Here is a 25,159-nt window from a genome sequence, read left to right as displayed (position 1 = left end):
TCTTTTGAGCTAACGTCTTTTTTTATGCCGGTGTTCCAATGATACGCCCGGCATGATATAATAGAGTTGTTTCAGAAAGGAGTTTTACCTATGACTGAAGTGGATCATTTAGAATTGGTTATTATTACTGGGATGAGCGGAGCCGGCAAAACGGTCGCTATCCAGAGTTTTGAAGATATGGGGTACTTTTGTATCGACAATATGCCCCCAAGCTTGATTCCTAAATTTTGGGAACTGATCAAAGAATCAGGGAAAGTGACAAAAATTGCCTTAGTTGTCGATTTGCGCTCTAGATCGTTTTTTGAAGAAATCCAGAGTATGCTGATCGATATTGAAAATACGAATTTTATCGACACCCGGATGCTCTTTTTAGATGCATCGGACAATGAACTGGTATCAAGATACAAAGAAACGAGAAGAGCTCATCCTTTAGCGATGGATGGCTTAATTACGGAAGGGATCCGCAAAGAGCGTGCGATCTTGGATGATTTGAAGACTCGTGCCAGTATCGTTATCGACACAACGACGTTAACTCCACGGCAACTGAGAGAAAAAATCAATCAAGAGTTTCGGGCTTCCCATGAGACGGGTTTTCGTGTTGAGATCGTATCTTTTGGGTTTAAGTACGGTTTGCCGATCGATGCTGATATCGTTATGGATGTGCGTTTCTTACCAAATCCTCATTACATTCCTGAGTTGCGTCCTTTAACTGGTAAAGATGAGCCGGTTTATGACTACGTTATGTCTTTTCCGGAAACGGAAGAATTCTATCAGCAATTTACTACGCTGTTGCAAACCATCTTGCCAGGGTATGTCAAGGAAGGAAAAAGCAGCTTGACGGTTGCCATTGGTTGTACCGGTGGGCAACACCGATCGGTTGCTTTATCGGAGCGAATCGGGGCAACTTTGTCTGAAGACTATCGTGTAAATATTACTCATCGTGACAAAGATAAGCGTAAAGAGACGGTGAATCGCTCATGAAAATGAAAACATACCGGATCAGAAAGCCGAAGATCGTTGTGGTGGGTGGCGGAACTGGGTTACCAGTCATTTTAAAAAGTTTACGAAACCAAGGTGTTGACATCACAGCGATCGTTACGGTCGCTGATGATGGTGGCAGCAGCGGCGAAATCCGCAATTTGGTCTCATCGATTTCACCTCCGGGGGATCTGCGCAATGTTTTGGCGGCTCTATCTGATATGCCGCAACTGTATAACGATATTTTTCAATATCGTTTTAAAGCAGAAGACAAATTTTTAGCCAATCATGCCCTTGGGAACTTGATTATTGCGGCGATTGCCGAAATGCGCAACAGCACCTACGAAGCCATTCAGATTTTATCGAAAATCATGCATATCGACGGACGGGTTTTTCCTTCCTCTGATCTGCCGTTAGTCTTACATGCAGTGTTTAAAGACGGCACTGAAGCGGTAGGCGAGTCCAAGATCGCGGTCGATCGCAAAACAATCGATCGAGTCTTTGTTCGTAATCAAGAAAATAATGATGAGCCGAAAGCAGCTCGTAAAGTTGTTTCTTCAATTATGGAGGCAGATATGATCGTCTTGGGTCCTGGTAGTCTCTTTACTAGTATTTTGCCCAATCTCATGATCAGCGAGATTGGCCAAGCAATGTTGGAAACCCAAGCGGAAACCGTTTATATTTGTAATATTATGACCCAAAAAGGTGAAACCGAACACTTTAGTGATGCCGACCATGTGCAGGTCCTGCATAAGCATTTAGGCAAACCCTTTATTGATACGGTGTTAGTTAATACCGAGAAAGTTCCAGAAGGGTATATGGACCCAGAGATTTATGATGAATATCTTGTACAAGTGAAACACGATTTCCAAGGATTGCGAGAAGAAGCCAGCCGTGTCATTTCAGCTGACTTTCTGGAGCTTAGAGATGGCGGAGTTTTTCATGACGGAGATAAAGTGATTGAAGAACTTCTACGTATCGTTTACGGGGCCAAAATCTAAGAAAGGAGGGATTTTTTTATGTCCTTTGCAGCAGAAGTGAAAAAAGAATTGACTGCATTAGAAGTTCATCGCGAACATGCCAAGGCAGAATTGGCAGCTTTGATTCGGATGAATGGGTCATTAAGTATCAACAACCAGCAATTTGTTTTAAACGTTCAAACAGAAAACGCGGCGATTGCCAGACGCATCTATTCTTTACTAAAAGATCATTACGACGTGCGCAGCGAATTGCTGGTCCGTCGCAAAATGAAATTAAAAAAAAATAACGTCTACATCGTTCGTTTGAAGCAAGAGACAAAGCGCGTGCTTTTGGACTTAGATATCATGGACGGGCTGATGTTTCAAAGCCATGTTTCTGATGAGATCATGGGCAATACTCAAAAAATGCGTTCCTATTTACGAGGAGCTTTTATGGCATCTGGATCGATCAATAATCCAGAAACCAGCCGCTATCACTTAGAGATCTATTCCATCTATGAGGAGCATAACCAAGATATTTGCGATATGCTAAACGCATATGGATTGAATGCCCGTGCATTAGAGCGTAGAAACGGGTATATCTCTTACTTGAAAGGCGCTGAGAAAATCGCTGATTTTTTGACCCTGATCGGTGCCACCAATTCCATGTTGAAATTTGAGGACGTGCGGATCGTGCGTGATATGCGTAACTCAGTCAACCGCTTGGTGAATTGTGAAACCGCCAATATGAACAAAACGATCGACGCTGCTTCGAAGCAGATCGACAATATTGAATTTATTCAAGATCGAGTTGGCTTGCAAGCTTTACCTGAAAAGCTGCAAGAAATCGCCGAATTACGACTGGAACATCCCGAGGTCAGCTTGAAAGAACTAGGAGAAATGATTCCATCAGGAGCGATCTCGAAATCAGGGATCAATCATCGTATTCGCAAAATCAATGAATTTGCGGATCATTTGCGTGAACAAGTGAGTTAATCTAAGTAGTGAATGAAATCAAAAAAGCAGGAGCTTGCATTTGACATGGATTTTAGTGTCAAATCAGCTCCTGTTTTTTTGTTAGAGGTTATTCATTGATCAATGCAGTTAATTCTTCAGCAGAGATCGATTCATCAAAAATGTGCCCACCTAAGATAATCGTTGGCACAAATTGAATGTTGGCGTTTTTTGCTTCTTCCACAATTTCTCCGGCGATCGCAGGATGGTTTTGTTCAGCTAGCCCTAAGGTATTTTTCGCATATTCTGCCACTTCAGGTAAAGACAAATGACCCCATTCGTCTTGTGTTTGATAAATTTTTGTGATCTCAGCGATCGTTGCTTGTGGGTCTGTACTAGAAACAAAGCGGTGCATCACATTGCCTCGTTGCAAGGATTCTTTTTCTTTGTCAAATAATTTGATGACACGGCGTAGTTTCCCAGCTGCGACAGCTTCACTTAAGATCGGTAACGATTCCTCAAACCATTGCCGACAATAAGGACAGCGCAAATTCATAAATTCTACGATTGGTTTTGCAGACGGGTCTCCGATATGTATCCCTGTTACCGCATTTGTTTCTTGTGCTTTGATAATTGAAATATCCATTTAAATTCCTCCTTTTTCTCTTAGTTTACCGAAGTTTCTATTGAAAGAAAAGCCACAGGTCTTTTCATCAAACTCTGTGAAATGAGAGTAAAAAAGAGCGAGAATCTATGTATTTCGTTTCACGAAATTAACAGAATTATACTGGGAATGCTTTTATATTCCTTAATTTTCAGCTATAATGAATTGTGTTTTATTGTGCAAAATGATGATTAAAGGAAGTTATATAGATGAGAAAAAGAAAAACAATGGATGGCAATACGGCAGCTGCCTATATTTCCTATGCCTTTACGGAACTTGCGGCGATCTATCCGATAACCCCTAGTTCAACCATGGCCGAATTAGTGGATCAGTGGTCTGCTCAAGGAAAGCATAATCTTTTTGGGCAGCCGGTGAAGGTTGTTGAGATGCAATCCGAAGCAGGGGCTGCTGGAGTGGTTCACGGCTCTTTAAAAACAGGTGCCTTAACGACAACCTATACGGCGTCACAGGGACTTTTACTGATGGTGCCGAATATGTATAAGATTGCTGGTGAAATGCTGCCAGGCGTCTTTCATGTCGCCAGCCGAGCAGTGACGACCAACGCCTTGAATATTTTCGGAGATCATACCGACGTAATGGCCACCCGACAAACAGGCTTTGCTATGTTAGCGGAAAGCAGTGTTCAAGAAGTAATGGATTTAGCGCCAGTCGCTCATTTAGCAGCTATCGAAGCCAATATACCTTTTTTAAATTTTTTTGATGGTTTCCGAACCAGTCATGAGATTCAAAAAATCGAGGTTTTGGACTATGAAGAACTCGCACAACTGGTTAATCATGAAAAATTGGCTGCTTTTCGTCAAAAAGCCATGAATCCGAATCACCCAACAACGAGTGGAACGAATCAAAACCCTGATATCCATTTTCAACAGCGGGAAACGATCAATCAGCATTATCAAACATTGCCTGAGATCGTTCGTTTTTACATGAAAAAAATCAATGCTTTAAGAGGAACCAACTATGATTTAGTGGATTATTATGGTGCTTCAGATGCCGAAGAAGTGATCGTTTCGATGGGCTCCTCGACGCAAACGATCCAGCAAACGGTGGATCATCTGTGCGCTTCAGGCCGCAAGGTTGGGGTCTTGTCGATCCATTTGTATCGACCATTCCCATTAGAAGTCTTCTTAGAAAAACTGCCTGCTACCGTTAAAAGTATCGCTGTATTGGATCGCAGCAAAGAACCTGGCGCCAATGGCGAGTCTTTGCTTTTAGATGTGCAAAGTGCCATGTATGATGCAGCGATGCGGCCGACGATCATTGGTGGACGCTATGGTCTGGGGTCAAAAGATGTGACACCTGATCAAATCGTTGCTGTCTATGACGAATTGCTCAAGCCAAAAGCCAGTCAAAAGAAACGCTTCACTATTGGGATCACGGATGATGTGACGCAATTGTCGTTGCCATCAAAGGGAACGCTAGATCTAACTGATCCATCCACATTCCAAGCGAAATTCTGGGGATTCGGCTCTGACGGGACCGTCGGGGCGAATAAGTCAGCAATCAAAATCATCGGTGACCATACCGAAAAATATGTGCAAGGCTATTTCCACTATGATTCGAAAAAATCTGGCGGTCTAACGGTTTCCCATCTGCGATTTGGGGATACCCCCATTCGTTCCACCTATCTGATCGAACACGCGGATTTCGTTGCATGTCATACGCCTGCGTATTTGCATACGTATGATTTGCTGAAAGGACTCAAAAAAGGCGGAACCTTTTTATTAAATACGACCTGGTCACAAGAGCAAATCTTTAAAAATCTACCGAAGAAGATGAAACGTTATCTTGCTGAAAACGAGATCCGTTTTTATACCATCAACGCCATGCAGTTGGCAATAGAAGTTGGTTTAGGTGGACGGATCAATACCGCGATGGAAACAGCCTTCTTTTACTTGGCAAACATCATTCCGACCGAGGAAATCTTGCCGATTTTAAAAGAAGAGGCGCTGAAAAGTTATCGGCACAAATCGATGGCGATCGTTGAAAAAAACCAAGCAGCCATTGATCGCACCATCGAATTATTACAAGAAATCCCTGTTCCAAGCAAGTGGGCAACGATCGAAGTGCCGGAAAGGACATCCACTGCGACAACACAATTTGTGCGAGAAATCGTGGAACCCATCAACCGTCAAGAAGGCAATCAACTAAGCGTGGGTACCCTCGTAAGGAATCAAATGACTGAAGGGGTGATTCCTGTCGGGACAACAGCGGTTGAGAAGCGGGGCATCGCTGTTGAAGTGCCCGAGTGGTTATCAGATCGCTGTACCATGTGCAATGAGTGTGCCTTTGTTTGTCCTCATGCGGCGATCCGTCCGTTTTTGGCAGATGAAGATGAATTAGCCGAAGCGCCGGAAGGCTTTATCGTCAGAGAGATGCGAGGCGCGAATGGGCAAAAATATCGAATTCAAGTTTCCGTTGAAGATTGTACAGGTTGCGGTCTTTGTGTGGAAGCCTGCCCCGCCAAAGGGAAAGCTTTGACGATGCGTCCTTACGAAGAACAAAAGGAACAAGCTTTAAATTGGGCTTTTGCGATGACTTTACGTCAAAAAGAAAATCCAGCAAAACCTGGGACGGTCCTAGGCTCCCAATTCAATAAACCTTTATTGGAGTTCTCTGGTGCTTGTGCGGGCTGTGGGGAAACCCCTTATGTCAAATTATTGACCCAAATGTTTGGGGATCGCATGATGATCGCCAATGCGACCGGCTGTTCTTCGATTTGGGGTGGAACCTCACCAGTATCCCCTTATACAACCAATCACTTAGGACAAGGTCCAGCTTGGTCAAACTCGTTATTTGAAGACAATGCCGAATATGGCTATGGCATGTTCTTAGCCAATCAAACGAGACGGGAGAAATTAGCAGCCCAGTTGCAGTCATTGAAAGCCGCTGTATCAGAAGAATTGCAGGCTTTGATTGAGGATTGGGACTTTCATCGAGAAGAAAGTGATGGGACCCAGCAGCGAGCAGCGAAACTGATCGCCGCCTTAGAAGCGGAAGTCTCCGATACTCCGCAGCTGGCTCCAATCTTGAAGGAGAAAGATTTATTCGTTAAGCCAAGCCAATGGATGATTGGCGGGGATGGCTGGGCGTACGATATCGGATTTGTTGGTATTGATCATGTCCTCGCTTCTGGTGCAGATGTCAACATTCTCGTGTTAGATAATGAAGTCTATTCTAATACAGGGGGACAAGTCTCTAAAGCAACACCGACTTCGGCAATTGCTAAATTCGCTGCGAGTGGCAAGTTTGTTTCCAAAAAAGACTTGGGAATGATGGCGATGACCTATGGCCACGTTTATGTCGCACAAATCGCATCTGGTGCCAATCAAATGCAAACAATCAAAGCCTTTGAAGAAGCCGAGCGATTCCCTGGGCCGTCAATCATTATTGCCTATACACCATGTATCACTCATGGTCTTGCTGGTGGAATGCGTCAATCCTTGAAGGAAGCACAAGAAGCAGTTGCATCGGGGTATTGGAGTCTCTACCGCTATAATCCGCTTCTGGCAGAAAAAGGGAAACAGCCAATGACCCTTGATTTCAAAAAGCCGGCATTTGACCAAATGCCCGCCTTTATGCAGACCCAAGTTCGTTTTGCATCTTTACACAGTGCCAACCCCAATGCGGCGCAAGCATTGTTTGAAAAAACCGTTTCAGATGCCAAAACTCGTTTCTATAACTATGCTCGTTTAGCAGGTCAAGAAGAAAAAATACGAGCAAAACTTGAAAAAACAGACGTTACGGACGAAAATAGCCCATTGGAAAGTGGTCACCCGGAACAAACATCGGCTGTAAAATCGACTCGTGTGCGTAGAGAAAGACAGACCCTAAGCGAAGAACAGTTAGCTGAAAGGGCTGCGCGGCGAGCGGCACGCGCGAAGCGCCGTCAGCAAGAGTAAGCTAAGTGGTCTTAATCGCTCTTTGAGGAATCAATCGATTGCGGAGAAACGACCCTGAAAAACGGTTTGTGCTGTTTTTTCAGGGTCGTTTGTTTTTTTTCTATGAAATGGGTGCCGATGACTCCTTAGATGAAATCTTCGAAGACCTTTGACAAACAATGATTTCAGGATAATGGTAAACTAAATAAAAGAGCTGTTTTTTTTTTCAAAACTTTTTCATAAATTTGTTTTTTTTCAAATCTTTGAAGAAGTCCTATGTTATACTATTATCTGAAGTCTTAAGAATAAAGGAAGGCTGTTTATGTTGATAAATTTCAGGGATTTTTTTAATTTAGATTATTGGAGAGAATTGCTCTCATTTGATATATTTTCTTGGTCATTTTTAGTAAATGTTTTAGACGTGATCGTTGTTTGGTACTTGGTTTATAAGCTGATCCAGCTTGTGCGAGGAACAAAAGCGATCCAGTTGTTCAAAGGTGTCGGCCTGTTCATTGTTCTAAGGTTTTTGGCAGGTATTGTAGGATTAAAGACGCTATCTTGGTTGATGGATCAAGTCATCACTTATGGTGTGATTGCTGCAATTGTTATTTTCCAACCAGAAATTCGACGAGGGTTAGAGCATCTCGGACGCAGCTCTTTCTTCAAGACTTCTAAGAATGAAAAACGACGGGATGAAGTTTTGGTCCAAGCGTTAGACAAAGCTGTTCAATATATGGCTAAACGAAAGATCGGTGCGTTGATCACGATCGAGCGGACGACGGGATTAGAAGAATACATCGAAACCGGGATTCCTTTAGATGCGGATGTGACGGGTGAATTGCTGATCAATATTTTTATTCCCAATACACCGCTTCATGATGGCGCAGTCATTTTAAGAGATGATAAGATCGCTGTTGCTAGTGCCTACTTGCCATTGTCGGAAAGTCCGCTGATTCCGAAAGAATTCGGGACACGCCATAGAGCGGCTGTCGGGATTTCAGAAGTCAGTGACGCATTGACCATTATCGTCTCAGAAGAAACCGGTGATGTTAGTATTACGCTAAATAATCGCATGTTGACCGAACTTTCTCGCCAAGAGTATCTTGACGTGTTGAATCGCGAATTAGTGCCGGAAGAAAAACCTGGTAAACGCAACTTGCTGCAATCTTTCTTTGAAGGGGTCAACAAAGGAGGAAGAAAATGATCAAGAAAGAACGTCGTCAAAACGTATTTTATGGTATACTAGCGCTGTTCTTTAGTCTGGTTCTGTTTTTCATTGCCAGCGGATCAAGTCTGCAAGTCAATCTTGCGGGAACATCAAATCCTTATGAGGAAGAGATCGATAATGTACCGATTCAGACCACCTACGATACGGATGAATACTTCATCCAAGGATTTGAAACAACAGTGGATGTGACCTTATCTAGTCGAAATCGTGTACAATTGAATGCAGAACGTAGTGAGGAAACACGGAGCTTTCGAGTCGTAGCTGATTTGACTGGTCTCGATGAAGGAACGCACGAGGTCCCTTTAGAAGTAAAAAATCTTAGTTCAAGTGTCACAGCTGAAATCGAACCAAAAACAGTCACTGTGACGATCGAGAAAAAAGTCACCCAAACCTTTACCGTTGAACCCGTCATCTCCACCGACGGAGCAACCAGCGGCTACGGCGTCGATTCAATGAGTGTCGATCCGCAGAAAGTAGAAATCACGACCGGCGATCAAACGTTAGCGGAAATCGACCGAGTGGTAGCAATCGTCAATCCCGATGACATCACAGGTGATTCAATCACTGTCAGTGGAACGATCGAAGCATGGGATAGTGACAACAATCCACTAGCGATCATCGCTGACCCTGATTCGGTAGATGTTGCCTTGATGATGGAAGCACCAAGTAAAGAAATTGAGTTGTTTGTTACGCAACAAGGGACAACACCAGAAGGGGTCTCCCATTATATCTACCGCATGAGCAGTATTAGTGCCGTTTTGACAGGACCACAAAGTATCTTGGATGAAACACAGCAGATTGGTGTGCCGGTGGACGTTAGTGAGATCACGACAACGACGGAACGGACAGTAACCATTCCAGTGCCTGATGGGACGACGATTAATCCGACGGTCGTGACGATCCAAATCACACCAGTTGCACAAACTACTACGGAGAATCAATCAAACAATGATAGCAATGAAGCAGAGAATAGTGAGAATTCTCAAGATAATTCTTCGGCAGTCGACACGACAAACGAGCAAACAGAGAATTCCGCAAGCAGCACAACGACAAGTAGTCCTTAGTCGTTTGACTGTAGAGAATGAATAAGAGAGGTTATTAAAATGGGAAAATATTTTGGTACAGATGGTGTTAGAGGAGAAGCGAATAAGGAGTTGACACCTGAATTAGCATTTAAATTGGGTCGTTATGGCGGCTATGTACTAAGTCAGCACGAAACCGGCGACCGTCGTCCTCGCGTATTGGTTGGGCGGGACACACGGATTTCTGGACAGATGTTAGAAAGCGCATTGATTGCTGGTCTATTATCCGTTGGGATCGAAGTATTCCAGCTAGGCGTTATTTCCACACCGGGAGTGGCTTACTTGACGAAAGTACAAAAAGCAAGCGCAGGTGTAATGATTTCTGCTTCTCACAATCCCGCACAAGACAATGGGATCAAGTTCTTCGGAAATGATGGCTTTAAATTAGTTGATGAACAAGAAGCTGAAATTGAAGCATTGCTTGATGCGCCTGAAGACACACTTCCGCGACCTTCTGCCGATGGCTTAGGAACGGTGGATGAGTTCCCAGAAGGGTTATTGAAATACTCTCAATTTCTACGTCAAACGATTCCTGACGATTTGGAAGGGATCACGGTTTGCGTTGATGCAGCAAATGGCGCAACAGCTACCAGTGTCAATCGACTGTTTGCCGATCTAGAAACAGAATTCTTCACGATGGGTACTTCCCCAGACGGATTGAACATCAATGATGGTGTTGGTTCAACGCACCCCGAAGCATTAGCTGAGTTCGTCGTTGAAAAAGGTGCAGATGCTGGTCTTGCATTTGATGGAGATGGTGATCGGGTCATTGCAGTTGATGAATTAGGGAACATTGTTGATGGCGATAAAATTATGTATATCTGTGCAAAATATTTAGCAGAACAAAAACGCTTGAACCAAGGAACGATCGTTACGACGGTCATGAGTAACTTAGGCTTCCATAAAGCAGTCGAAGCCATTGGTTTGAAAGATGTGATCACACAAGTTGGTGATCGCTATGTCGTAGAAGAAATGCGTAAAAATGATTATAATTTCGGTGGCGAGCAATCTGGACATATGATTTTCTTAGATTTTAATACGACCGGAGACGGCTTGCTTTCGGGGATCCAACTATTGAATATCATGAAACAGACAGGAAAGAAATTGTCTGAATTAGCAGGAGAAGTAACGATCTATCCACAAAAACTGGTCAACATTCGGGTGACTGATAAGAATGGTGCGATGGATGTTCCTGCAATCCGTAAAATCGTAGAAGAGACAGAAGCAGAAATGAACGGTGAAGGCCGCATCTTAGTTCGTCCTTCCGGAACAGAACCATTGCTTCGGGTGATGGCGGAAGCGCCAACGATTGAAAAAGTTGACTATTATGTAGAAAAAATCGCAGCGGTCGTTCGAGAAGAAATCGGTGCGGAATAATTAAACGAAAAAAAGACGATCAGAGGAAGGCTTTGATCGTCTTTTTTTCAGTTGCTAGTCAGAAAAAAGTGAAAAAGGATCGTCCTAATTATCACCGGAATGAAGGGTGCTCATTTAAGGTAAGTCGCGGTTTCAACAAGTGGAGCTAGTTTTTTAAAAGTCTTTTTGTATTTATTGGGCAAGCATCAAGGGAAAAAGACCAGCTAAGTAAGATCGAGAGATCCACTTAGCCGGTCTTTTTATTTTGTAGAGTCTAATCAATTTGCTTTTAATCTTTTAAAAAACTTATTCGACCGTAACGGATTTTGCTAAGTTTCTTGGTTTATCAACATCGAATCCACGTTGTAAAGTAGCAAAGTATGCTAGCAGTTGCGTTGGAACGACTGCCACTAAGCTGGTTACCAATGGGTGGACGTTTGGCAAGATGATTTGATCGGTCGCTTTTGCTAATTCTTGGCTAACGATCACAAGGGTATGAGCCCCACGAGATTCAACTTCTTTTAAATTGCCTCGCGTATGAGAGCCGGTCACTTCTTCCGTGATCACACCGATCACTGGTGTACCTTCTTCGATCAACGCGATGGTGCCGTGTTTTAATTCACCAGCCGCAAAACCTTCCGCTTGGATATAAGAAATTTCTTTTAATTTCAATGCCGCTTCCATCGATACATAGTAATCATTCCCACGACCAATATAAAAGGCGTTGCGGGTATCAGATAAGAAATCTTCAGCAAATTGACTAATAACAGCTTTTTCATCTACTAGAGCTTCCATTGCAGAAGCAACGATGCTTAGTTCATGGAAGACATCAAAGTCCAATGCTTCAGGGACGGCTTTTTCATCACCAATGGCTTTTGCTAATAACGTCATCACTGCGATCTGCGCAGTATACGCCTTTGTAGAGGCAACAGCGATTTCTGGACCAGCATGAAGCAACAAGGTATGGTTCGCTTCTCGAGAAAGAGTAGAACCAGCAACGTTGGTAATCGTCAGACTAGGAAGACCTAACTGGTTGATCGTCACTAATACTTGACGGCTATCTGCCGTTTCACCACTTTGTGATAAGAACAAGAAGAAGGGTTTTGCTGACAACAATGGCATGTTGTAACCAAACTCACTAGATAAGTGAACCTCAACAGGGATCTGTGTTAGTTTTTCTAAAATGGATTTTGCTGCCCAACCAGCATGATTACTGGTACCACAAGCAATGATGTAGATCCGATCGCTCGCTAAAAGTTCATTTTTTAACGCTGCATCGATCACCACTTCGCCGGATTCACCTTGATATTCTTGGATCAAGCGGCGCATGACGGTTGGTTGATCATCAATTTCTTTTAACATGTAGTAAGGGTACGTTCCTTTTTCGATGTCAGTCAGATCTAGTTGTGCTTCATAAGATTCACGGTACACAAGGTTTCCTTTTGGATCTTCGATTTCGATCGCATCGGCGGTTACGGTCACCATTTCGCCATCTTCGATCTCAACAAAATGAGTCGTTTGATCAAGCATTGCTAAGGCATCACTACAGATGACATTAAATCCATCTCCCAAACCGATCAATAAAGGACTTTTGTTTTTGGCAACATAAATGGTTTCTGGATCATTTTTTTCGACTAAAGCAAAGGCATAAGAGCCGCGAATCAAGGACAAAGCTTTTTTGAAGGCTGCTTTGGTCGTGCTGTTGTCTTGCTCTTTCAACACTTCAATCAAATGAACAACGATTTCGGTATCTGTTTGACCTTCAAACTGGTGGTTGCTTAAATATTCTTGATGAAGCTCTTCAAAGTTTTCGATCACACCGTTATGAACCAAAACGAGTGCTTGGTTTGCTGAAGTGTGAGGATGAGCATTCATTTCTGATGGTTTGCCATGGGTCGCCCAACGGGTATGTCCGATACCGATCGTTCCTGTTACTTCAGAAGTCACTTTTTCTTCCAAGTTTTTGATTCTTCCTTGGGCTTTCACTAAATGATCTGAAGTGCGATCAGCGACATAAAGACCTGCTGAGTCATAGCCACGATATTCCAAGCGTTCCAATCCGTTCAAAATAATCCGTTCTGCATTTGATTTTCCTACGATTCCTACAATTCCACACATAATGATAATCCTACTTTCAAAAAATTTAGTTTGACATTATGTATTTCTATCTGCGTAGCAAGTCTTTGTCATCATCTTGCGATGAGATTTGTTCTTGCCTGTAGAGTGCAGTCCCTAGAGTCATCCGCCGAATGTTTCGATAAACTCTTTCCTCGTCATCTGTTTCCAGATCAGGCGCTATCCTTATTGGTCTATCTATCCTCCTTGTGAGATATTTTATAGAAATACAAGCAATATCATAATATCTATTCCTGTTTCTGTCAACTGAAAGTTATATAAAAATAATTGGTATAGTTATTGGTAAGGCTGATCTGAACCTGTCTAAAGGGAATCAAAACAGCTGACAAAGCTTTGTCGAATAAGATTCCCAAGAAATTTCCTCATAAAGCTATGTTTTTTTTTTTAAGTTCGATACAATAAAAAAGTAAGAAAGTGAGGGAATGAAATGCCAGAATTTGTAAATTGTATGACTTTTTCAGAGCTAAAGAAAATGGTAGCTTCGATAGAAACAGATCCTAATGTCACAGATGAAACAAAGGTCATGTTGGATACGGGCTGGGACAGCTTGCAAGAAATTTTGCCCGGGTCAGTCACCGTTGAAACCGCGCAAACATTCGAAGTCCAGGATGAACTAACAAAGGAATTTTTTGGTGGCTATGTGTTAGCTGAAAAAAGTGGAAAATTTGATGCGGTTGGAGACGAAGAAGCAGTGATCGTCATTAAAAATCTATACTAATTATGGGAAAGGTGAAAAGTTAGGTGGGAAAATGAATAAAAGAAGATGGATCGCAGTGGCGATCGCAGCAGGGTTATTTATCTGCTCGGGGATTTTTTCAGCAATCACAAATCGTCCAGAGCAAGAGGAAACTCAGACGCTGCAAGGGTTAAATGCTTTGTTCTATGGAAGTAATGCGATCGAAGAGACAACGTTAGTTGCCGGAGATCAAGACAATCGCATCGTTCGCTTATCTTTAGAAGGAACGATCGCCAGCAGCTCCAGTGGCGGCTTATTCACGACAGAATCTTATGATCATCAGCGGTTTTTAGAAGAACTACGGATGATCCAAGAAGATCCAACTATTGGGGGCATTTTGATGGAAGTCAATACCCCTGGAGGCGGCGTCTATGAAAGTGCCGAGATTGCTCGTGAGTTAGCAAAAATCAAAGAGTTAGGGATTCCGATGTATGTCAGCATGAAAAATATGGCAGCTAGTGGCGGTTATTATATCTCGGCAGGTGCTGATAAAATTTTTGCAACGGATGAAACGATTACCGGTTCAATCGGAGTGATCATGTCAGGGCTCAACTATGCCGGCTTATTCGAAAAGCTAGGGATCGAAGACAATACGTATAAAAGTGGTGCACTAAAAGATGTAGGTTCAGCAACGAGAGAACCAACAGAAGCCGACAAAGAAGTCTTGCAAACCTATGTCGACAATGCCTATGGTCGGTTCGTTAAAATCGTAGCAGAAGGACGTGGCATGACAGAAGAAGCTGTCAGAAAAATCGCTGATGGCCGCATCTTTGATGGTCAGCAAGCAGTGTCTGTTGGCTTAGTAGATGAAATCGGCTTTCCTGAAGATACATTAGCAGCAATGCAAGCAGATCTAGGCTTGGAAGATGCCGAGATTTTCAGCTATGACGTTTCATCTACTGGATTTGCTTCTACTTGGTTAGGTTCAAGTTTAGCCGAACTGCAAGGATTAAAAGAATCAAACACAGAGCGAGTGATCCAATTGATGGAAAGCCTTGGAACCAGCGATGCTCCTAAACCTCTTTATTACTATGGAGGTGAATAACTATGACAGAGAAAAACAAGTATTCCGCTGGCGCATCGTCAACGGATGACAATCACACAAGTACGTCAATCGATCAAAGGGAACAGCGGGAAACTTCCACACCGGCAACCGGTCAAACGGATGTGCCAACTGAAGCACAGGTTTCAGAAACAACCGAACCAGTAAACGCCAGCAAAGCGATGAGAAACGGACAAGTAAACCATCCCGATGATTTTTATCAACAAGTCTTGACGTCTTTTAAGGAAGAAGAGTATACCCAAAGCGAGATCGAAGAAAGACAAAAAGCGTGGCAACATTTTGAAGAACCTGAAAAACAGACCGAAGACAAACGGTTCTTTAATGACTTTCCTAGTTACTTTTTTGCCGGTTTTTGGATCCGTCTGTTTGCTTTTTTAGTGGATCTTCTAGTGATCCGGGCAATCACGCAAATAACGATCGGCAGTATCTATAATCTAGCGAATCTAACGGCAACTAACCAGCGGTTTGGCCTTTACAACATCTGTGCCTTAGTGATCTATCTCGGCTATTTTGTTCTGATGACGAAGCTGAATCATGGTCAAACAATTGGGAAAATGCTTTTTGGCATCCGCGTTATTTCTTTCGTCGAAGAAGAACTCAGCTGGCAAACGGTCTTGATCCGCGAACTTTGCGGGCGCTATGTGCTGCAATTCAATGTTTTCTTTTATCTCGGTTACCTGCCAATCATTTTTAATAAAAATAAGCAACAAGCTGCGGATTATTTTGCTGAGACGAGTGTGGTGACCATCAATCTGATCAAAGCCTTTAATAAACAGGTAGATGCCAATCATGTAATGGTTGGTGCACAGAACTAACTAGCAGATCAAGCAAGTAGTAAAGGAGGGATCGTGAATGGGTGAGACGATTGATTTTCCAGGACCAAATGAACGGCTTCGTCTGGCGGCAGAAAAAGCCTACCAGTCAAAAGAGTTTTTGCAAGCTTTTCGCCTGTACAATGAACTCTATCAAAAAAACGCCAATTTTGAGATCAATCAATGGCTGGTTGAATGTCTGCAGCAGCTGAATGATTTTGCCAAAGCGTTAGATCTGGCGGAAGACTATTTGGATGACTATCTAAAAGAAACCGATGGGTATTTACAAATTGGTCATCTGCTGATCTTGGATGGACAGTATCTAAAAGCTCGGCGCTGGCTTACATTAGGTAAAAAAACAAAAATTGCGAGCCGCTATCAGGAACAGTTAGCAAGTGAATTAGCTAAAGTAGAAGAAGTGCAGCAAATTTTAGGGCTGGAAGATTTTCATGGGAAACGCAAGCATCTACGTGCACTGGACGAAGCCAATCAACCGGTGAGTGCAACAGAATGGCACGTTTTTACCCAAGCCATTACCAAACCACAATTTGTCACACTAATGCATGAAACGCTGGCTTCCATCAAAAATCCGTATTTACTGCCTAAATTAGTGGATGAGCTGGTGCGTTTAGAAGTAGACGAACCATTTGAACTGATCGATTACCTTGGGAATATGCAGCAGATCGTTCCGAAAAAGGTGAAACTTTTGCAAGAGGATGACGCTGTTAAGGCGATCAAGAAAGAGATTGACGAAACGATCGCCCAAGAGGATCCGATTTTAGCAGAAAGTGTCTCAGCAGAAATCAATGATCATTTAGCTATCAGCTACCCATTTTTACCAGCAAAAGAAGAGGCAAAAGCGTGGGTGGCAAGCTACGTTGCAGATTATCGCGGGTTATTTGAAGAAAAAGAACAGCCAAAAGCAGCGAATGAAATAGAAGAGCGCAAACGACACTTGCGCAATATCCTACGATTGAGCATTCGCTGAAAGAAAAATTCGCAACTTTCATGGTAAAATGTTTACAATTAAACAACGTTAGTGTACTATTTAAAGGTATGCATGAAGCTATTTCATATGTAAATCAATTAATATTCGGAGGGAAATAAATGACTGCAAAATGGGAAAAAACAGGCACCAATGATGGTGTTTTGACATTTACGATCGCTCAAGCAGAAATCCAAAAAGGCTTGACGACTGCATTCAATAAAGTGAAAGGCAATCTTAACGTACCTGGCTTCCGTAAAGGAAAAGTGTCACGCCAAGTATTTAACCGTATGTATGGCGAAGAAGCGTTGTATGAAGATGCATTGAACGCTGTTCTTCCAGAAGCTTATGAAGCTGCTGTAAAAGAAGCAGGGATCGATCCTGTTGCGCAACCAAAAATCGACGTTGACAGCATGGAAAAAGGCCAAGATTGGGTAATCAAAGCAGAAGTTACTGTAAAACCTGAAGTTAAACTTGGTGATTACAAAGAATTAACAGTTGAAAAACAAGACCGTGAAGTAACAGAAGAAGACGTGGATGCACGCATCAAACGTGAACAAGAAGCACAAGCTGAATTAGTTATCAAAGAAGACGAAGCAGCTGAAAATGGCGACACAGTCGTTATCGACTTTGAAGGCTTCTTAGGGGAAGAAACATTTGAAGGCGGCAAAGGTGAAAACTACTCACTTGAACTTGGCTCAAACTCATTCATCCCTGGCTTTGAAGAACAATTAGTGGGAACAAAAGCTGGCGATAGCAAAGACGTTACCGTGACTTTCCCAGAAGATTACCAAGCAGAAGATCTAGCTGGTAAAGAAGCAGTCTTCAAAGTAACGGTTCATGAAGTCAAAGCAAAAGAACTTCCTGAATTAGATGATGAATTCGCAAAAGACGTTGATGACAGCGTTGAATCATTAGCTGAATTAAAAGAAAAATACCGTGCTGAATTGACAGAAACAAAAGAAAAAGCAGCAGAAGATGCAAAAGACGAAGCTGCAATCCGTCAAGCAGTTGAAAACGCAGAAATCGTTGAATTACCACATTCAATGGTGCATGACGAAGTTCACCGTTCAATGGATGAATTCTTAAACAACATGCAACGTCAAGGAATTTCACCAGAAATGTACTATCAATTAACTGGATCAACTGAAGCTGATCTTCACACACAATTCGAAGGCGAAGCAGAAACACGCGTGAAAACAAACCTTGTCATTGAAGCAATCGCTAAAGCAGAAGGTTTGGAAGCAACAGAAGAAGATATCGAAAACGAAATCAAAGAACTTTCTGAAGCTTACAACATGCCAGTGGATCAAATCAAACGCGTCTTAACAGAAGACATGTTGAAACATGATATCACAATGAAAAAAGCAGTTGAACTTGTAACAGGTACTGCAAAAGAAGCGTAAGCAAAACTCTTAAAAGCGGCGAACATCTACCGGTGTTTGCCGTTTTTTCATGGGAGTAAAAATGGAGATTTTGGGAATTACTAACAAATGATAAGAAAACATTAGGCAAAGTAAAAAGAACTTTTTCTTTCAAAAAAGTTATGATATGATTGTTTAAGACTGCAAAGTTAGTAAACCAAATTCCACTCCTTTAAATAGGTTGGAAAATTTTCAAGGGGTGAACAGTATGTACGATAATACAAACGGTAATGAAGCTGTTCGTTGTTCTTTTTGTGGAAAAACACAAGAAGAGGTGAAAAAGATCGTTGCAGGTCCTGGGGTCTATATCTGTAATGAATGCATCGATTTGTGCAAAGAAATCATTGATGAAGAGTTTTACGAAGAAGCAGTTCGGGAATTTACTGAAGTGCCGAAACCGCAAGAACTATTGAATGTTCTCAATGAATATGTGATTGGACAAGATCGTGCCAAACGAACATTGGCTGTAGCGGTTTACAATCACTACAAACGGGTCAATGTAGAAACGACAGCTGAAGATGTAGAATTACAAAAAAGCAATATTTGCTTGATTGGACCAACGGGTTCAGGGAAAACATTCTTAGCACAAACGTTAGCACGTTCTCTGAATGTGCCATTTGCAATCGCTGATGCAACTAGTTTGACAGAAGCCGGCTATGTCGGTGAAGATGTGGAAAATATTCTTTTGAAACTGTTACAAGCTGCTGATTATAATGTAGAGATGGCCGAAAAAGGGATTATCTATATTGATGAGATCGATAAAATCGCCCGTAAGAGTGAAAACGTATCGATTACTCGTGATGTCTCTGGTGAAGGTGTTCAGCAAGCTTTATTGAAGATCCTAGAAGGAACCACTGCTAGTGTGCCGCCTCAAGGTGGACGGAAACATCCGCATCAAGAGATGATCCAAATCGATACGACCAATATCCTCTTTATCGTTGGTGGGGCGTTTGACGGGATCGAAACAATTGTTAAAAACCGCTTAGGTGAAAAAACTATTGGATTTGGTACAAACAACAAACGTCTTGAAGAAGGCGAGAGCGTGATGCAACAGATCATTCCTGAAGACTTGCTTAAATTCGGTTTGATCCCTGAATTTATCGGTCGCTTGCCAGTGATGGCTGCTTTAGAGAAATTGACGGTAGATGATTTAGTGCATATTTTGACTGAACCTAAAAATGCCCTTGTCAAACAATATCAAAAATTGATGGCATTAGATGATACAGAACTCGAATTTGAGCCAGAGGCTTTACGTGCGATTGCTGCGCAAGCAATTGAGCGAAACACCGGAGCTCGTGGATTACGTTCGATCATCGAAAATATTATGATGGAAGTCATGTTCAATGTTCCTTCTGATGAGTCGATTCAAAAAGTCACTATTACGGAAGAAGCTGCGAAAGGACTTGGCGAACCAAAAATCATTTACAATGAAGAGACCAAAAAAGCAGTCTAATCGAGACCAAGTCGGATAGTTTCATTGCTATCCGGCTTTCTTTTTGAAAAAAAATGAAAAGGAGCGATTTAATGAAAGTACATGATGCTGAGATCGTCATCAGTGCTGTATCACCAGCACAATACCCAGACACACCCTTACCGGAGATTGCCTTAGCAGGGCGTTCCAATGTCGGTAAATCATCCTTTATCAATACATTGATTAACCGTAAAAACTTAGCCCGTACCTCGTCAAAACCGGGGAAGACCCAAACGTTGAACTTTTATTTGATTGAAAATACGCTGCATTTTGTCGATGTCCCTGGCTATGGCTATGCAAAAGTATCGAAAACCGAGCGAGCGAAATGGGGGAAAATGATTGAAACGTACCTCGAACAAAGAGAGCAGCTGCGAGCAGTAGTATCTTTGGTTGATTTACGTCATGCACCTTCTCAAGAAGATATTCAAATGTATGAATTTTTAAAGTATTATGAGATCCCGGTGATCGTGGTTGCTACCAAAGCAGATAAAATTCCTCGTGGGAAATGGAACAAGCACGAGAGTATGATCAAAAAATCATTGTCCTTTGATCCAGCAGATACGTTTATCCTATTTTCTTCTATTACCAAACAAGGAAAAGAAGAAGCCTGGAAAGCGATTGAAGCAGCAATAAAATAATTATTAATTCGGAAACCGAAGCGAGGAAGTCACTCGTTTCGGTTTTCCCATTTTATAGTGGAAATTAGCTGATTTATGCTACTCTACGTAGCGTAGAGTACTAAATTTGCCCAATTTTAGCGAAAATCTCCTTGTTATTTGTTAAACTTGTAACAAGGAGGTGTGGTCGAATGCATGAAACATTGAGTAAAAAACTAAAAGAGTATCGATCAAGGCATAACTTAACTCAGAAGGAATTAGCTGCAAGGTTATTTGTTTCTGATAAGGCCATTTCAAAATGGGAACGAGGGAATGGATTGCCAGATATCGAGACATTGGTTCATCTAGCCGATTTACTAGGGACACCAGTGGAAGAGTTACTAAAAGAAAAGAAAGAAACCTATTATTATGAATACAAAAGTGAACGGATGGTTCTGCGGCTTCCGTTAATGCACATTTTGATTCCCAATTTATTCTTATTACTGAATCAAGTGACGAGCGTTCGAGAGTTTTTTGTTCTGATAAAAGAGTTACCAACTGCCAGCGGCTGGTTTAGCCTTGGTGTCAAAGCCAAAGGGGTTATTGCTTTGGGAATTGTCAGCTTAGGTTTTTTATCGATTGGCTTATTGTCCTTCGGAATGGTAGGGATTGGGACAGTCAGCACCGGTGTTATTGCAATAGGGAACCTCTGTTTTGGCTTTTTAGTTGGGATTGGCAATCTTGCTGTCGGCTCGATTGTTGTCGGTAATCTTGGCATTGGCTGGCTCGCTCTAGCGAATGTTGCAATTGCGTGGATTGGGGTTGCCAATTACGGTGTGGGGAGTTTTATGGCTGTTTTGCCATCAAATTCAACCACGGAAGATTTTAACCAAGCGATTCAACAACTCTTAGCCTCGGAGATCCCTGACTTGATCAAGACCACTATCTTTGAACCAATGATTCATTTTACAAATTCACCGATTTTTGTGGTGATCTTCGTGATGACGATCTTAGTAGCCGTCTTCCTTATTCTCTGCTTGTTGACCATTGGCTTGGTGCGCTTACGTCAAAGCATGATGTATGAAGAGCTATAAGGAAATCGTTAGATGCCAATTCTGATTGTTGCATTTAAGTAGACTCAGTGGCTCATTTTCTATTCGCATAAGTAAAAAGGCAAGGGACGGAAGCGTCCTTTGCCTTTTTTATTAGTCTGCTTTCTTACTATCTTTTGTTTGTGTTTTTTTCTCATTATCAGGTTCGTTTTTTAAGAAACGTTCAATATCGTTTTGTTGCTTTTTATTGTCCTTATCGTTATCGGGAAGAAAGGCAAAATCATCAAACATTTTATCTAGCGAGTCTTCTCGTTGGAATTTTAAGCCCATAGGTTCACCTCCAAGCGCCTTTAGTTTACCACGAAAGGTCTGAGATTTCATCAAAAAAAAGCGAAATAGTGTTCAATCGTTTCTCCCTTTACTATAATTAAAGAAAGGGGATAGAAAAGAGGGATAGCGATGATCAAAACTGAAAAAATCTATGGCTTTCTACAATCGACACAAATGGAAGCATCACAGTTGCGTTTGTTGATTGAGAATTGGTTCACTTTGGTTCGTCTTAGCTATCAGCCGACGGAATATTACTACAATCAGCAAGAAAAGAAACCCTACGATTTTAATGAAATCAGTCGGTTGTTGCATAATGCCCCTGAAGAAATCAATACAGAAATTATTGTGACGGATGGCCAAAATGAGTCCAGTATCCATGTCATTCAAGAAGCAGTGTTGCAACGACATCTGTTTACGAAAGACGTATTTTCCACGCAAAAACCAGTTATTTTAAGTTACTTCGATGAAACGATGCAAAGAGATGGCTTGTTCGGCTATTTGCGTTCATATGACGAGTACTTGATGCATAACGTCGAGCGAATCGAGAAAAGACAAAATTTTCAATCGATTGCTGAAATCAACGCGTTACCGAAGCGGAAAAATTTTGAACAAGAAATCGTCATCGACTGCAATCAGTTTTCTGGTTACGATGTTTTTTACAATGGCTATACACTGACCTCTTGCTGGCGAATGTACTTTTCGGCATTCTACGCGCATATCATTCCTCAGGTGATCATTACGGATGCGCAACAAGTTGAGCAAGTCCAAGTGAGAGATCAAGGAATCGTGATGGTGGAATTGTATCGCGATCCATTTCAGTGGGATCACGAGTTGAATCTTTCTTACCAGCGTTTGTTTCGTGATCAAACTGGGATCGATCAATTGACATGGGATAACGGCGTCGGTATTTTAAGAGAACCATATATTGAATACGCCTTTGGCGATCACTTGATCCAAACCATCCAATACCAAAATGATCGGATGCAGCCGACAACTAAGCGTAACGCGACACATTTCGTCACTCGAAGCTTCGACCTGGTGAATGAAGAGTACCAGGAGCGTCGGGTAAAAGGTTACTTGAATGCACAAGCATATTTTCCTTGGATTGATCAAGAGCGGTTGCGCATGATGGATTATATCGTATTAAAACCGGAATTGACTGTAGATGATGGGGTCGAGGCATATGCCTTTTATATTCGGAATCACCTCGAAATTGATTACTCAGAGGATCGCTTTAAAGACTACACGGCTTGCTTACAATTTTATTTACCAGAAACAGCCTTGAAGGAGCTGCCGATAGACGGATTGAAAGCAGCGATGCCGGATGTTCATTTTGGGTATTTGCACCGCACGCGCAAATATACGTGGGTTAACCTAAAGAAGGATGGGAAAAAACTACGAGTATATTTTATGAATACCCAAAAGCTAGTCGAACAGCAGCTTTTTACCAATCAAGAATGAAAAAGACCCGCAAGATCACGAGGATCTTGCGGGTCTTTTCAATTAGGCTGTTTGCTCAGGCGCTTTTTTCAACAAACCGAATACGACGCCAGAAACAATTGCACCGATCAAGATGAATAGCAAGAACAAAATTGGTTTAGATAATAATAGGACAACGAAGATCCCACCGTGTGGGGCCATTAATTGGATATCAAAGGCACCGACAAGCGCACCAGTCAGGGCAGAACCGACGATAAAGCTTGGGATCGCCCGTAGTGGATCTGCTGCTGCAAATGGGATTGCACCTTCAGTGACGAATGATAGCCCCATGACGATATTTGTCAAACCTGCTTCTTTTTGGTCTTTCGTGAATTTGTTTTTGAACAATAGTGTTGCGACAAAAATTGCCAATGGAGGAACCATTCCGCCGGCCATTACTGATGCCATCACGACGCTACCACCTTCAGCAACGGTGGTTGCCAATGTTGCAGTACCGAAAACATAAGCGGCTTTGTTGATTGGGCCACCTAAATCGGCTGCCATCATCGCTGCTAGCAACGCACCAAGCAAAGCAGCATTTGTGCCACTTAAGCCGGTCAGGAAGCTGTTTAAACCATCGTTGATGGCTTTCATTGGCACGTTGATCAATAACATCAAGAAACCAGTGATCAAAAGACCGAAAACAGGGTAGAAGAGGATCGTTTTGATTCCTTCTAATGATTTTGGTAAGCCTTTGAATAATGAACGTAAGAACTTGATGACGTAACCAGCTAGGAAACCGCCGATCAAGGCACCTAAGAAACCAGCACCACCTGTATTTGCTAAAGCACCTGCTGCGAAACCGACGATCAATCCAGGTCGGTCACTGATACTTGAAGCGATAAATCCAGCTAAGACAGGTAGCATAAAACCAAATGCCGCGCTACCGATTTGATTGAACCAAGAAGCTGCTTGGTTGTAGTTTCCTAATTGACTCAAGGCATCTTGAGGGACACCCATGAACTGGTCAACCATGAAGGAAATAGCGATCATGATTCCACCGGCAATAACAAATGGTAGCATGTGAGAAACACCATTCATCAAATCTTTATAGATTCGTTGACCGACTGAACCATCAGCAGAAGCGTCCTCTTTATCAGAAGCTTGGCCGCTACCATGAAAAACAGGAGCAGTTCCGCTCATTGCTTCATTGATTAATTGCTCGGTTTTACGGATACCATCGCTGACTGGACGGTTTACTAAATGTTTGCCGTCAAAGCGATCCATTTCAACTTTTTTATCGGCAGCTACGATCACACCAGTAGCTCGGGCGATATCAGCTTCTGTTAGACGATTTTTGATTCCTTCTGAACCATTTGTTTCAACTTTGATGTCAACGCCAAGTTCTTTGGCTTTCTTTTTCAAAGCATCTTCTGCCATGTAGGTATGGGCGATCCCTGTTGGGCAAGCTGTAACTGCGACGATATAGGGACGTTCGCTAGTAGGTGCTGCTTCTTGGTTTGCCGCTTCTTCTGCTAAAGCATCGGCTTCTTGCTGTGTCTCAGCTTCTGAGAAAAGTTGCTGTACTTGATCAGCAGTTGTCGCTGTTTTTAATTTAGCAACGAAATCTGGATCGATCAATAAGCGAGAGAGAGCTGCTAATGCTTGTAAATGAGTATCATTTGCTCCTTCTGGTGCTGCAATCATAAAGAAGAGGTACGTTGGTTGTCCATCTAACGCCTCATAGTCGACACCCGCATTACTTTTTGCGAATAAGACCGTCGCTTCTTTGACCGCACTATTTTTGGCATGGGGCATTGCGATGCCGTCACCTAGCCCTGTTGATGTTTGGGCTTCTCGGGCAAGAATTCCTTCTTTGTAGACTTCGATATCTGAAATTCGTCCGACAGCATATAATTTTGCGACCATTTCATCAATGGCACCTTTTTTGTCTGTTGCTTGCAAGTCCATGATCATGGCATCTTTCAGCATCAACTCGTTGATTTTCATTTTTT

At 42.4% G+C, this 25,159-nt stretch carries 20 protein-coding genes; 16 read left to right on the top strand and 4 right to left on the bottom strand.

Annotation, left to right across the window (positions count from 1 at the left end; all coding sequences use genetic code 11):
• Nucleotides 1-90: 90 nt before the first annotated feature.
• The 3 genes from rapZ to whiA are packed head-to-tail and all read left to right on the top strand — an operon-like array spanning nt 91 to nt 2,933.
• Complete coding sequence (rapZ, locus tag ENLAB_RS01315) at nt 91-981, top strand: RNase adapter RapZ (protein ID WP_077454413.1); 891 nt, start codon at nt 91-93, stop codon at nt 979-981.
• The gene (locus ENLAB_RS01310) at nt 978-1,979 is read left to right on the top strand and encodes a gluconeogenesis factor YvcK family protein (protein WP_244352281.1); all 1,002 of its coding nucleotides are present in this window, start codon (nt 978-980) and stop codon (nt 1,977-1,979) included. Before rapZ ends, ENLAB_RS01310 begins: the two co-directional genes overlap by 4 nt.
• An 18-nt stretch (nt 1,980-1,997) precedes the next feature.
• Nucleotides 1,998-2,933 (top strand): DNA-binding protein WhiA, encoded by a 936-nt coding sequence (whiA, locus tag ENLAB_RS01305; RefSeq protein ID WP_005235679.1) that lies wholly within the window; start codon nt 1,998-2,000, stop codon nt 2,931-2,933.
• Between the two features lie 88 nt (nt 2,934-3,021).
• On the opposite strand, the gene ENLAB_RS01300 is transcribed toward whiA, so the two are convergent.
• The gene (locus tag ENLAB_RS01300) at nt 3,022-3,537 is read right to left on the bottom strand and encodes a DsbA family protein (protein ID WP_077454411.1); all 516 of its coding nucleotides are present in this window, start codon (nt 3,535-3,537) and stop codon (nt 3,022-3,024) included.
• A 227-nt stretch (nt 3,538-3,764) separates the two neighbouring features.
• Here ENLAB_RS01300 and nifJ point away from each other — a divergent pair, with 227 nt between their 5' ends.
• The 4 genes from nifJ (at nt 3,765) to glmM (ending at nt 11,141) form a co-directional block, all read left to right on the top strand.
• Nucleotides 3,765-7,475: a pyruvate:ferredoxin (flavodoxin) oxidoreductase gene (gene nifJ, locus ENLAB_RS01295; protein ID WP_244352279.1), complete on the top strand. Its 3,711-nt coding sequence runs from the start codon at nt 3,765-3,767 to the stop codon at nt 7,473-7,475.
• Nucleotides 7,476-7,776: 301 nt separating this feature from the next.
• Nucleotides 7,777-8,658, top strand: a complete 882-nt coding sequence (gene cdaA, locus ENLAB_RS01290; protein WP_005235688.1) for a diadenylate cyclase CdaA — start codon at nt 7,777-7,779, stop codon at nt 8,656-8,658.
• On the top strand, nt 8,655-9,746 hold the full coding sequence (locus ENLAB_RS01285; protein ID WP_077454555.1) for a CdaR family protein: 1,092 nt from the start codon (nt 8,655-8,657) through the stop codon (nt 9,744-9,746). The genes cdaA and ENLAB_RS01285 overlap by 4 nt, the downstream gene beginning before the upstream one ends.
• Nucleotides 9,747-9,785: 39 nt before the next feature.
• Entirely contained in the window at nt 9,786-11,141 is a 1,356-nt protein-coding gene (glmM, locus tag ENLAB_RS01280) for a phosphoglucosamine mutase (RefSeq protein WP_077454554.1), read from the top strand.
• A gap of 285 nt (nt 11,142-11,426) precedes the next feature.
• Here glmM and glmS read toward each other — a convergent pair whose 3' ends face one another.
• A complete protein-coding gene (gene glmS, locus ENLAB_RS01275; RefSeq protein WP_140964823.1) occupies nt 11,427-13,238 on the bottom strand; it encodes a glutamine--fructose-6-phosphate transaminase (isomerizing) in 1,812 nt (603 codons plus the stop codon).
• Between the two features lie 445 nt (nt 13,239-13,683).
• On the opposite strand from glmS, the gene ENLAB_RS01270 reads away from it, so the two are divergent.
• From ENLAB_RS01270 to ENLAB_RS01235, 8 genes are all read left to right on the top strand, one after another.
• The gene (locus ENLAB_RS01270) at nt 13,684-13,974 is read left to right on the top strand and encodes a hypothetical protein (RefSeq protein ID WP_086292299.1); all 291 of its coding nucleotides are present in this window, start codon (nt 13,684-13,686) and stop codon (nt 13,972-13,974) included.
• A gap of 31 nt (nt 13,975-14,005) precedes the next feature.
• Nucleotides 14,006-15,037 (top strand): signal peptide peptidase SppA, encoded by a 1,032-nt coding sequence (gene sppA, locus ENLAB_RS01265; RefSeq protein ID WP_244352277.1) that lies wholly within the window; start codon nt 14,006-14,008, stop codon nt 15,035-15,037.
• Between the two features lie 2 nt (nt 15,038-15,039).
• The gene (locus ENLAB_RS01260; protein WP_216681770.1) at nt 15,040-15,870 is read left to right on the top strand and encodes an RDD family protein; all 831 of its coding nucleotides are present in this window, start codon (nt 15,040-15,042) and stop codon (nt 15,868-15,870) included.
• A gap of 37 nt (nt 15,871-15,907) precedes the next feature.
• A complete protein-coding gene (locus tag ENLAB_RS01255) occupies nt 15,908-16,855 on the top strand; it encodes a tetratricopeptide repeat protein (RefSeq protein ID WP_244352264.1) in 948 nt (315 codons plus the stop codon).
• 119 nt (nt 16,856-16,974) lie between these two features.
• Nucleotides 16,975-18,258 (top strand): trigger factor, encoded by a 1,284-nt coding sequence (tig, locus tag ENLAB_RS01250; protein ID WP_005225965.1) that lies wholly within the window; start codon nt 16,975-16,977, stop codon nt 18,256-18,258.
• Between the two features lie 226 nt (nt 18,259-18,484).
• On the top strand, nt 18,485-19,729 hold the full coding sequence (gene clpX, locus ENLAB_RS01245) for an ATP-dependent Clp protease ATP-binding subunit ClpX (RefSeq protein WP_005235713.1): 1,245 nt from the start codon (nt 18,485-18,487) through the stop codon (nt 19,727-19,729).
• A 71-nt stretch (nt 19,730-19,800) separates the two neighbouring features.
• Nucleotides 19,801-20,385 (top strand): ribosome biogenesis GTP-binding protein YihA/YsxC, encoded by a 585-nt coding sequence (yihA, locus tag ENLAB_RS01240; protein ID WP_244352258.1) that lies wholly within the window; start codon nt 19,801-19,803, stop codon nt 20,383-20,385.
• A 170-nt stretch (nt 20,386-20,555) separates the two neighbouring features.
• Complete coding sequence (locus ENLAB_RS01235; protein WP_244352256.1) at nt 20,556-21,437, top strand: helix-turn-helix domain-containing protein; 882 nt, start codon at nt 20,556-20,558, stop codon at nt 21,435-21,437.
• 111 nt (nt 21,438-21,548) lie between these two features.
• Here ENLAB_RS01235 and ENLAB_RS01230 read toward each other — a convergent pair whose 3' ends face one another.
• A complete protein-coding gene (locus ENLAB_RS01230) occupies nt 21,549-21,725 on the bottom strand; it encodes an SPJ_0845 family protein (RefSeq protein ID WP_244352255.1) in 177 nt (58 codons plus the stop codon).
• 129 nt (nt 21,726-21,854) lie between these two features.
• Between ENLAB_RS01230 and ENLAB_RS01225 the strand changes: the two genes are divergently transcribed.
• Nucleotides 21,855-23,186, top strand: a complete 1,332-nt coding sequence (locus ENLAB_RS01225) for a hypothetical protein (RefSeq protein WP_195265074.1) — start codon at nt 21,855-21,857, stop codon at nt 23,184-23,186.
• 42 nt (nt 23,187-23,228) lie between these two features.
• On the opposite strand, the gene ENLAB_RS01220 is transcribed toward ENLAB_RS01225, so the two are convergent.
• Nucleotides 23,229-25,154 carry a PTS fructose transporter subunit IIABC gene (locus tag ENLAB_RS01220; RefSeq protein WP_244352253.1) on the bottom strand — a complete coding sequence of 642 codons (1,926 nt, stop codon included), beginning with the start codon at nt 25,152-25,154 and terminating at the stop codon, nt 23,229-23,231.
• Nucleotides 25,155-25,159: the final 5 nt, after the last annotated feature.

Source organism: Enterococcus innesii, assembly GCF_022846515.1.
Classification (GTDB): Bacteria; Bacillota; Bacilli; order Lactobacillales; family Enterococcaceae; genus Enterococcus_D; species Enterococcus_D innesii.
This window is presented reverse-complemented; position numbering and strand designations above follow the sequence as displayed.

Excerpts from the sequence above, each read along its gene's own strand:
- tig (WP_005225965.1), top strand. The coding sequence starts at position 16,975 with ATGACTGCAAAATGGGAAAAAACAGGCACCAATGATGGTGTTTTGACA.
- ENLAB_RS01225 (WP_195265074.1), top strand. The coding sequence starts at position 21,855 with ATGATCAAAACTGAAAAAATCTATGGCTTTCTACAATCGACACAAATG.
- sppA (WP_244352277.1), top strand. The coding sequence starts at position 14,006 with ATGAATAAAAGAAGATGGATCGCAGTGGCGATCGCAGCAGGGTTATTT.
- yihA (WP_244352258.1), top strand. The coding sequence starts at position 19,801 with ATGAAAGTACATGATGCTGAGATCGTCATCAGTGCTGTATCACCAGCA.
- ENLAB_RS01285 (WP_077454555.1), top strand. The coding sequence starts at position 8,655 with ATGATCAAGAAAGAACGTCGTCAAAACGTATTTTATGGTATACTAGCG.
- clpX (WP_005235713.1), top strand. The coding sequence starts at position 18,485 with ATGTACGATAATACAAACGGTAATGAAGCTGTTCGTTGTTCTTTTTGT.
- ENLAB_RS01300 (WP_077454411.1), bottom strand. The coding sequence starts at position 3,537 with ATGGATATTTCAATTATCAAAGCACAAGAAACAAATGCGGTAACAGGG.
- ENLAB_RS01255 (WP_244352264.1), top strand. The coding sequence starts at position 15,908 with ATGGGTGAGACGATTGATTTTCCAGGACCAAATGAACGGCTTCGTCTG.
- whiA (WP_005235679.1), top strand. The coding sequence starts at position 1,998 with ATGTCCTTTGCAGCAGAAGTGAAAAAAGAATTGACTGCATTAGAAGTT.
- nifJ (WP_244352279.1), top strand. The coding sequence starts at position 3,765 with ATGAGAAAAAGAAAAACAATGGATGGCAATACGGCAGCTGCCTATATT.
- rapZ (WP_077454413.1), top strand. The coding sequence starts at position 91 with ATGACTGAAGTGGATCATTTAGAATTGGTTATTATTACTGGGATGAGC.
- ENLAB_RS01220 (WP_244352253.1), bottom strand. The coding sequence starts at position 25,154 with ATGAAAATCAACGAGTTGATGCTGAAAGATGCCATGATCATGGACTTG.
- glmS (WP_140964823.1), bottom strand. The coding sequence starts at position 13,238 with ATGTGTGGAATTGTAGGAATCGTAGGAAAATCAAATGCAGAACGGATT.
- cdaA (WP_005235688.1), top strand. The coding sequence starts at position 7,777 with ATGTTGATAAATTTCAGGGATTTTTTTAATTTAGATTATTGGAGAGAA.
- ENLAB_RS01230 (WP_244352255.1), bottom strand. The coding sequence starts at position 21,725 with ATGGGCTTAAAATTCCAACGAGAAGACTCGCTAGATAAAATGTTTGAT.
- ENLAB_RS01310 (WP_244352281.1), top strand. The coding sequence starts at position 978 with ATGAAAATGAAAACATACCGGATCAGAAAGCCGAAGATCGTTGTGGTG.
- glmM (WP_077454554.1), top strand. The coding sequence starts at position 9,786 with ATGGGAAAATATTTTGGTACAGATGGTGTTAGAGGAGAAGCGAATAAG.
- ENLAB_RS01260 (WP_216681770.1), top strand. The coding sequence starts at position 15,040 with ATGACAGAGAAAAACAAGTATTCCGCTGGCGCATCGTCAACGGATGAC.
- ENLAB_RS01270 (WP_086292299.1), top strand. The coding sequence starts at position 13,684 with ATGCCAGAATTTGTAAATTGTATGACTTTTTCAGAGCTAAAGAAAATG.
- ENLAB_RS01235 (WP_244352256.1), top strand. The coding sequence starts at position 20,556 with ATGCATGAAACATTGAGTAAAAAACTAAAAGAGTATCGATCAAGGCAT.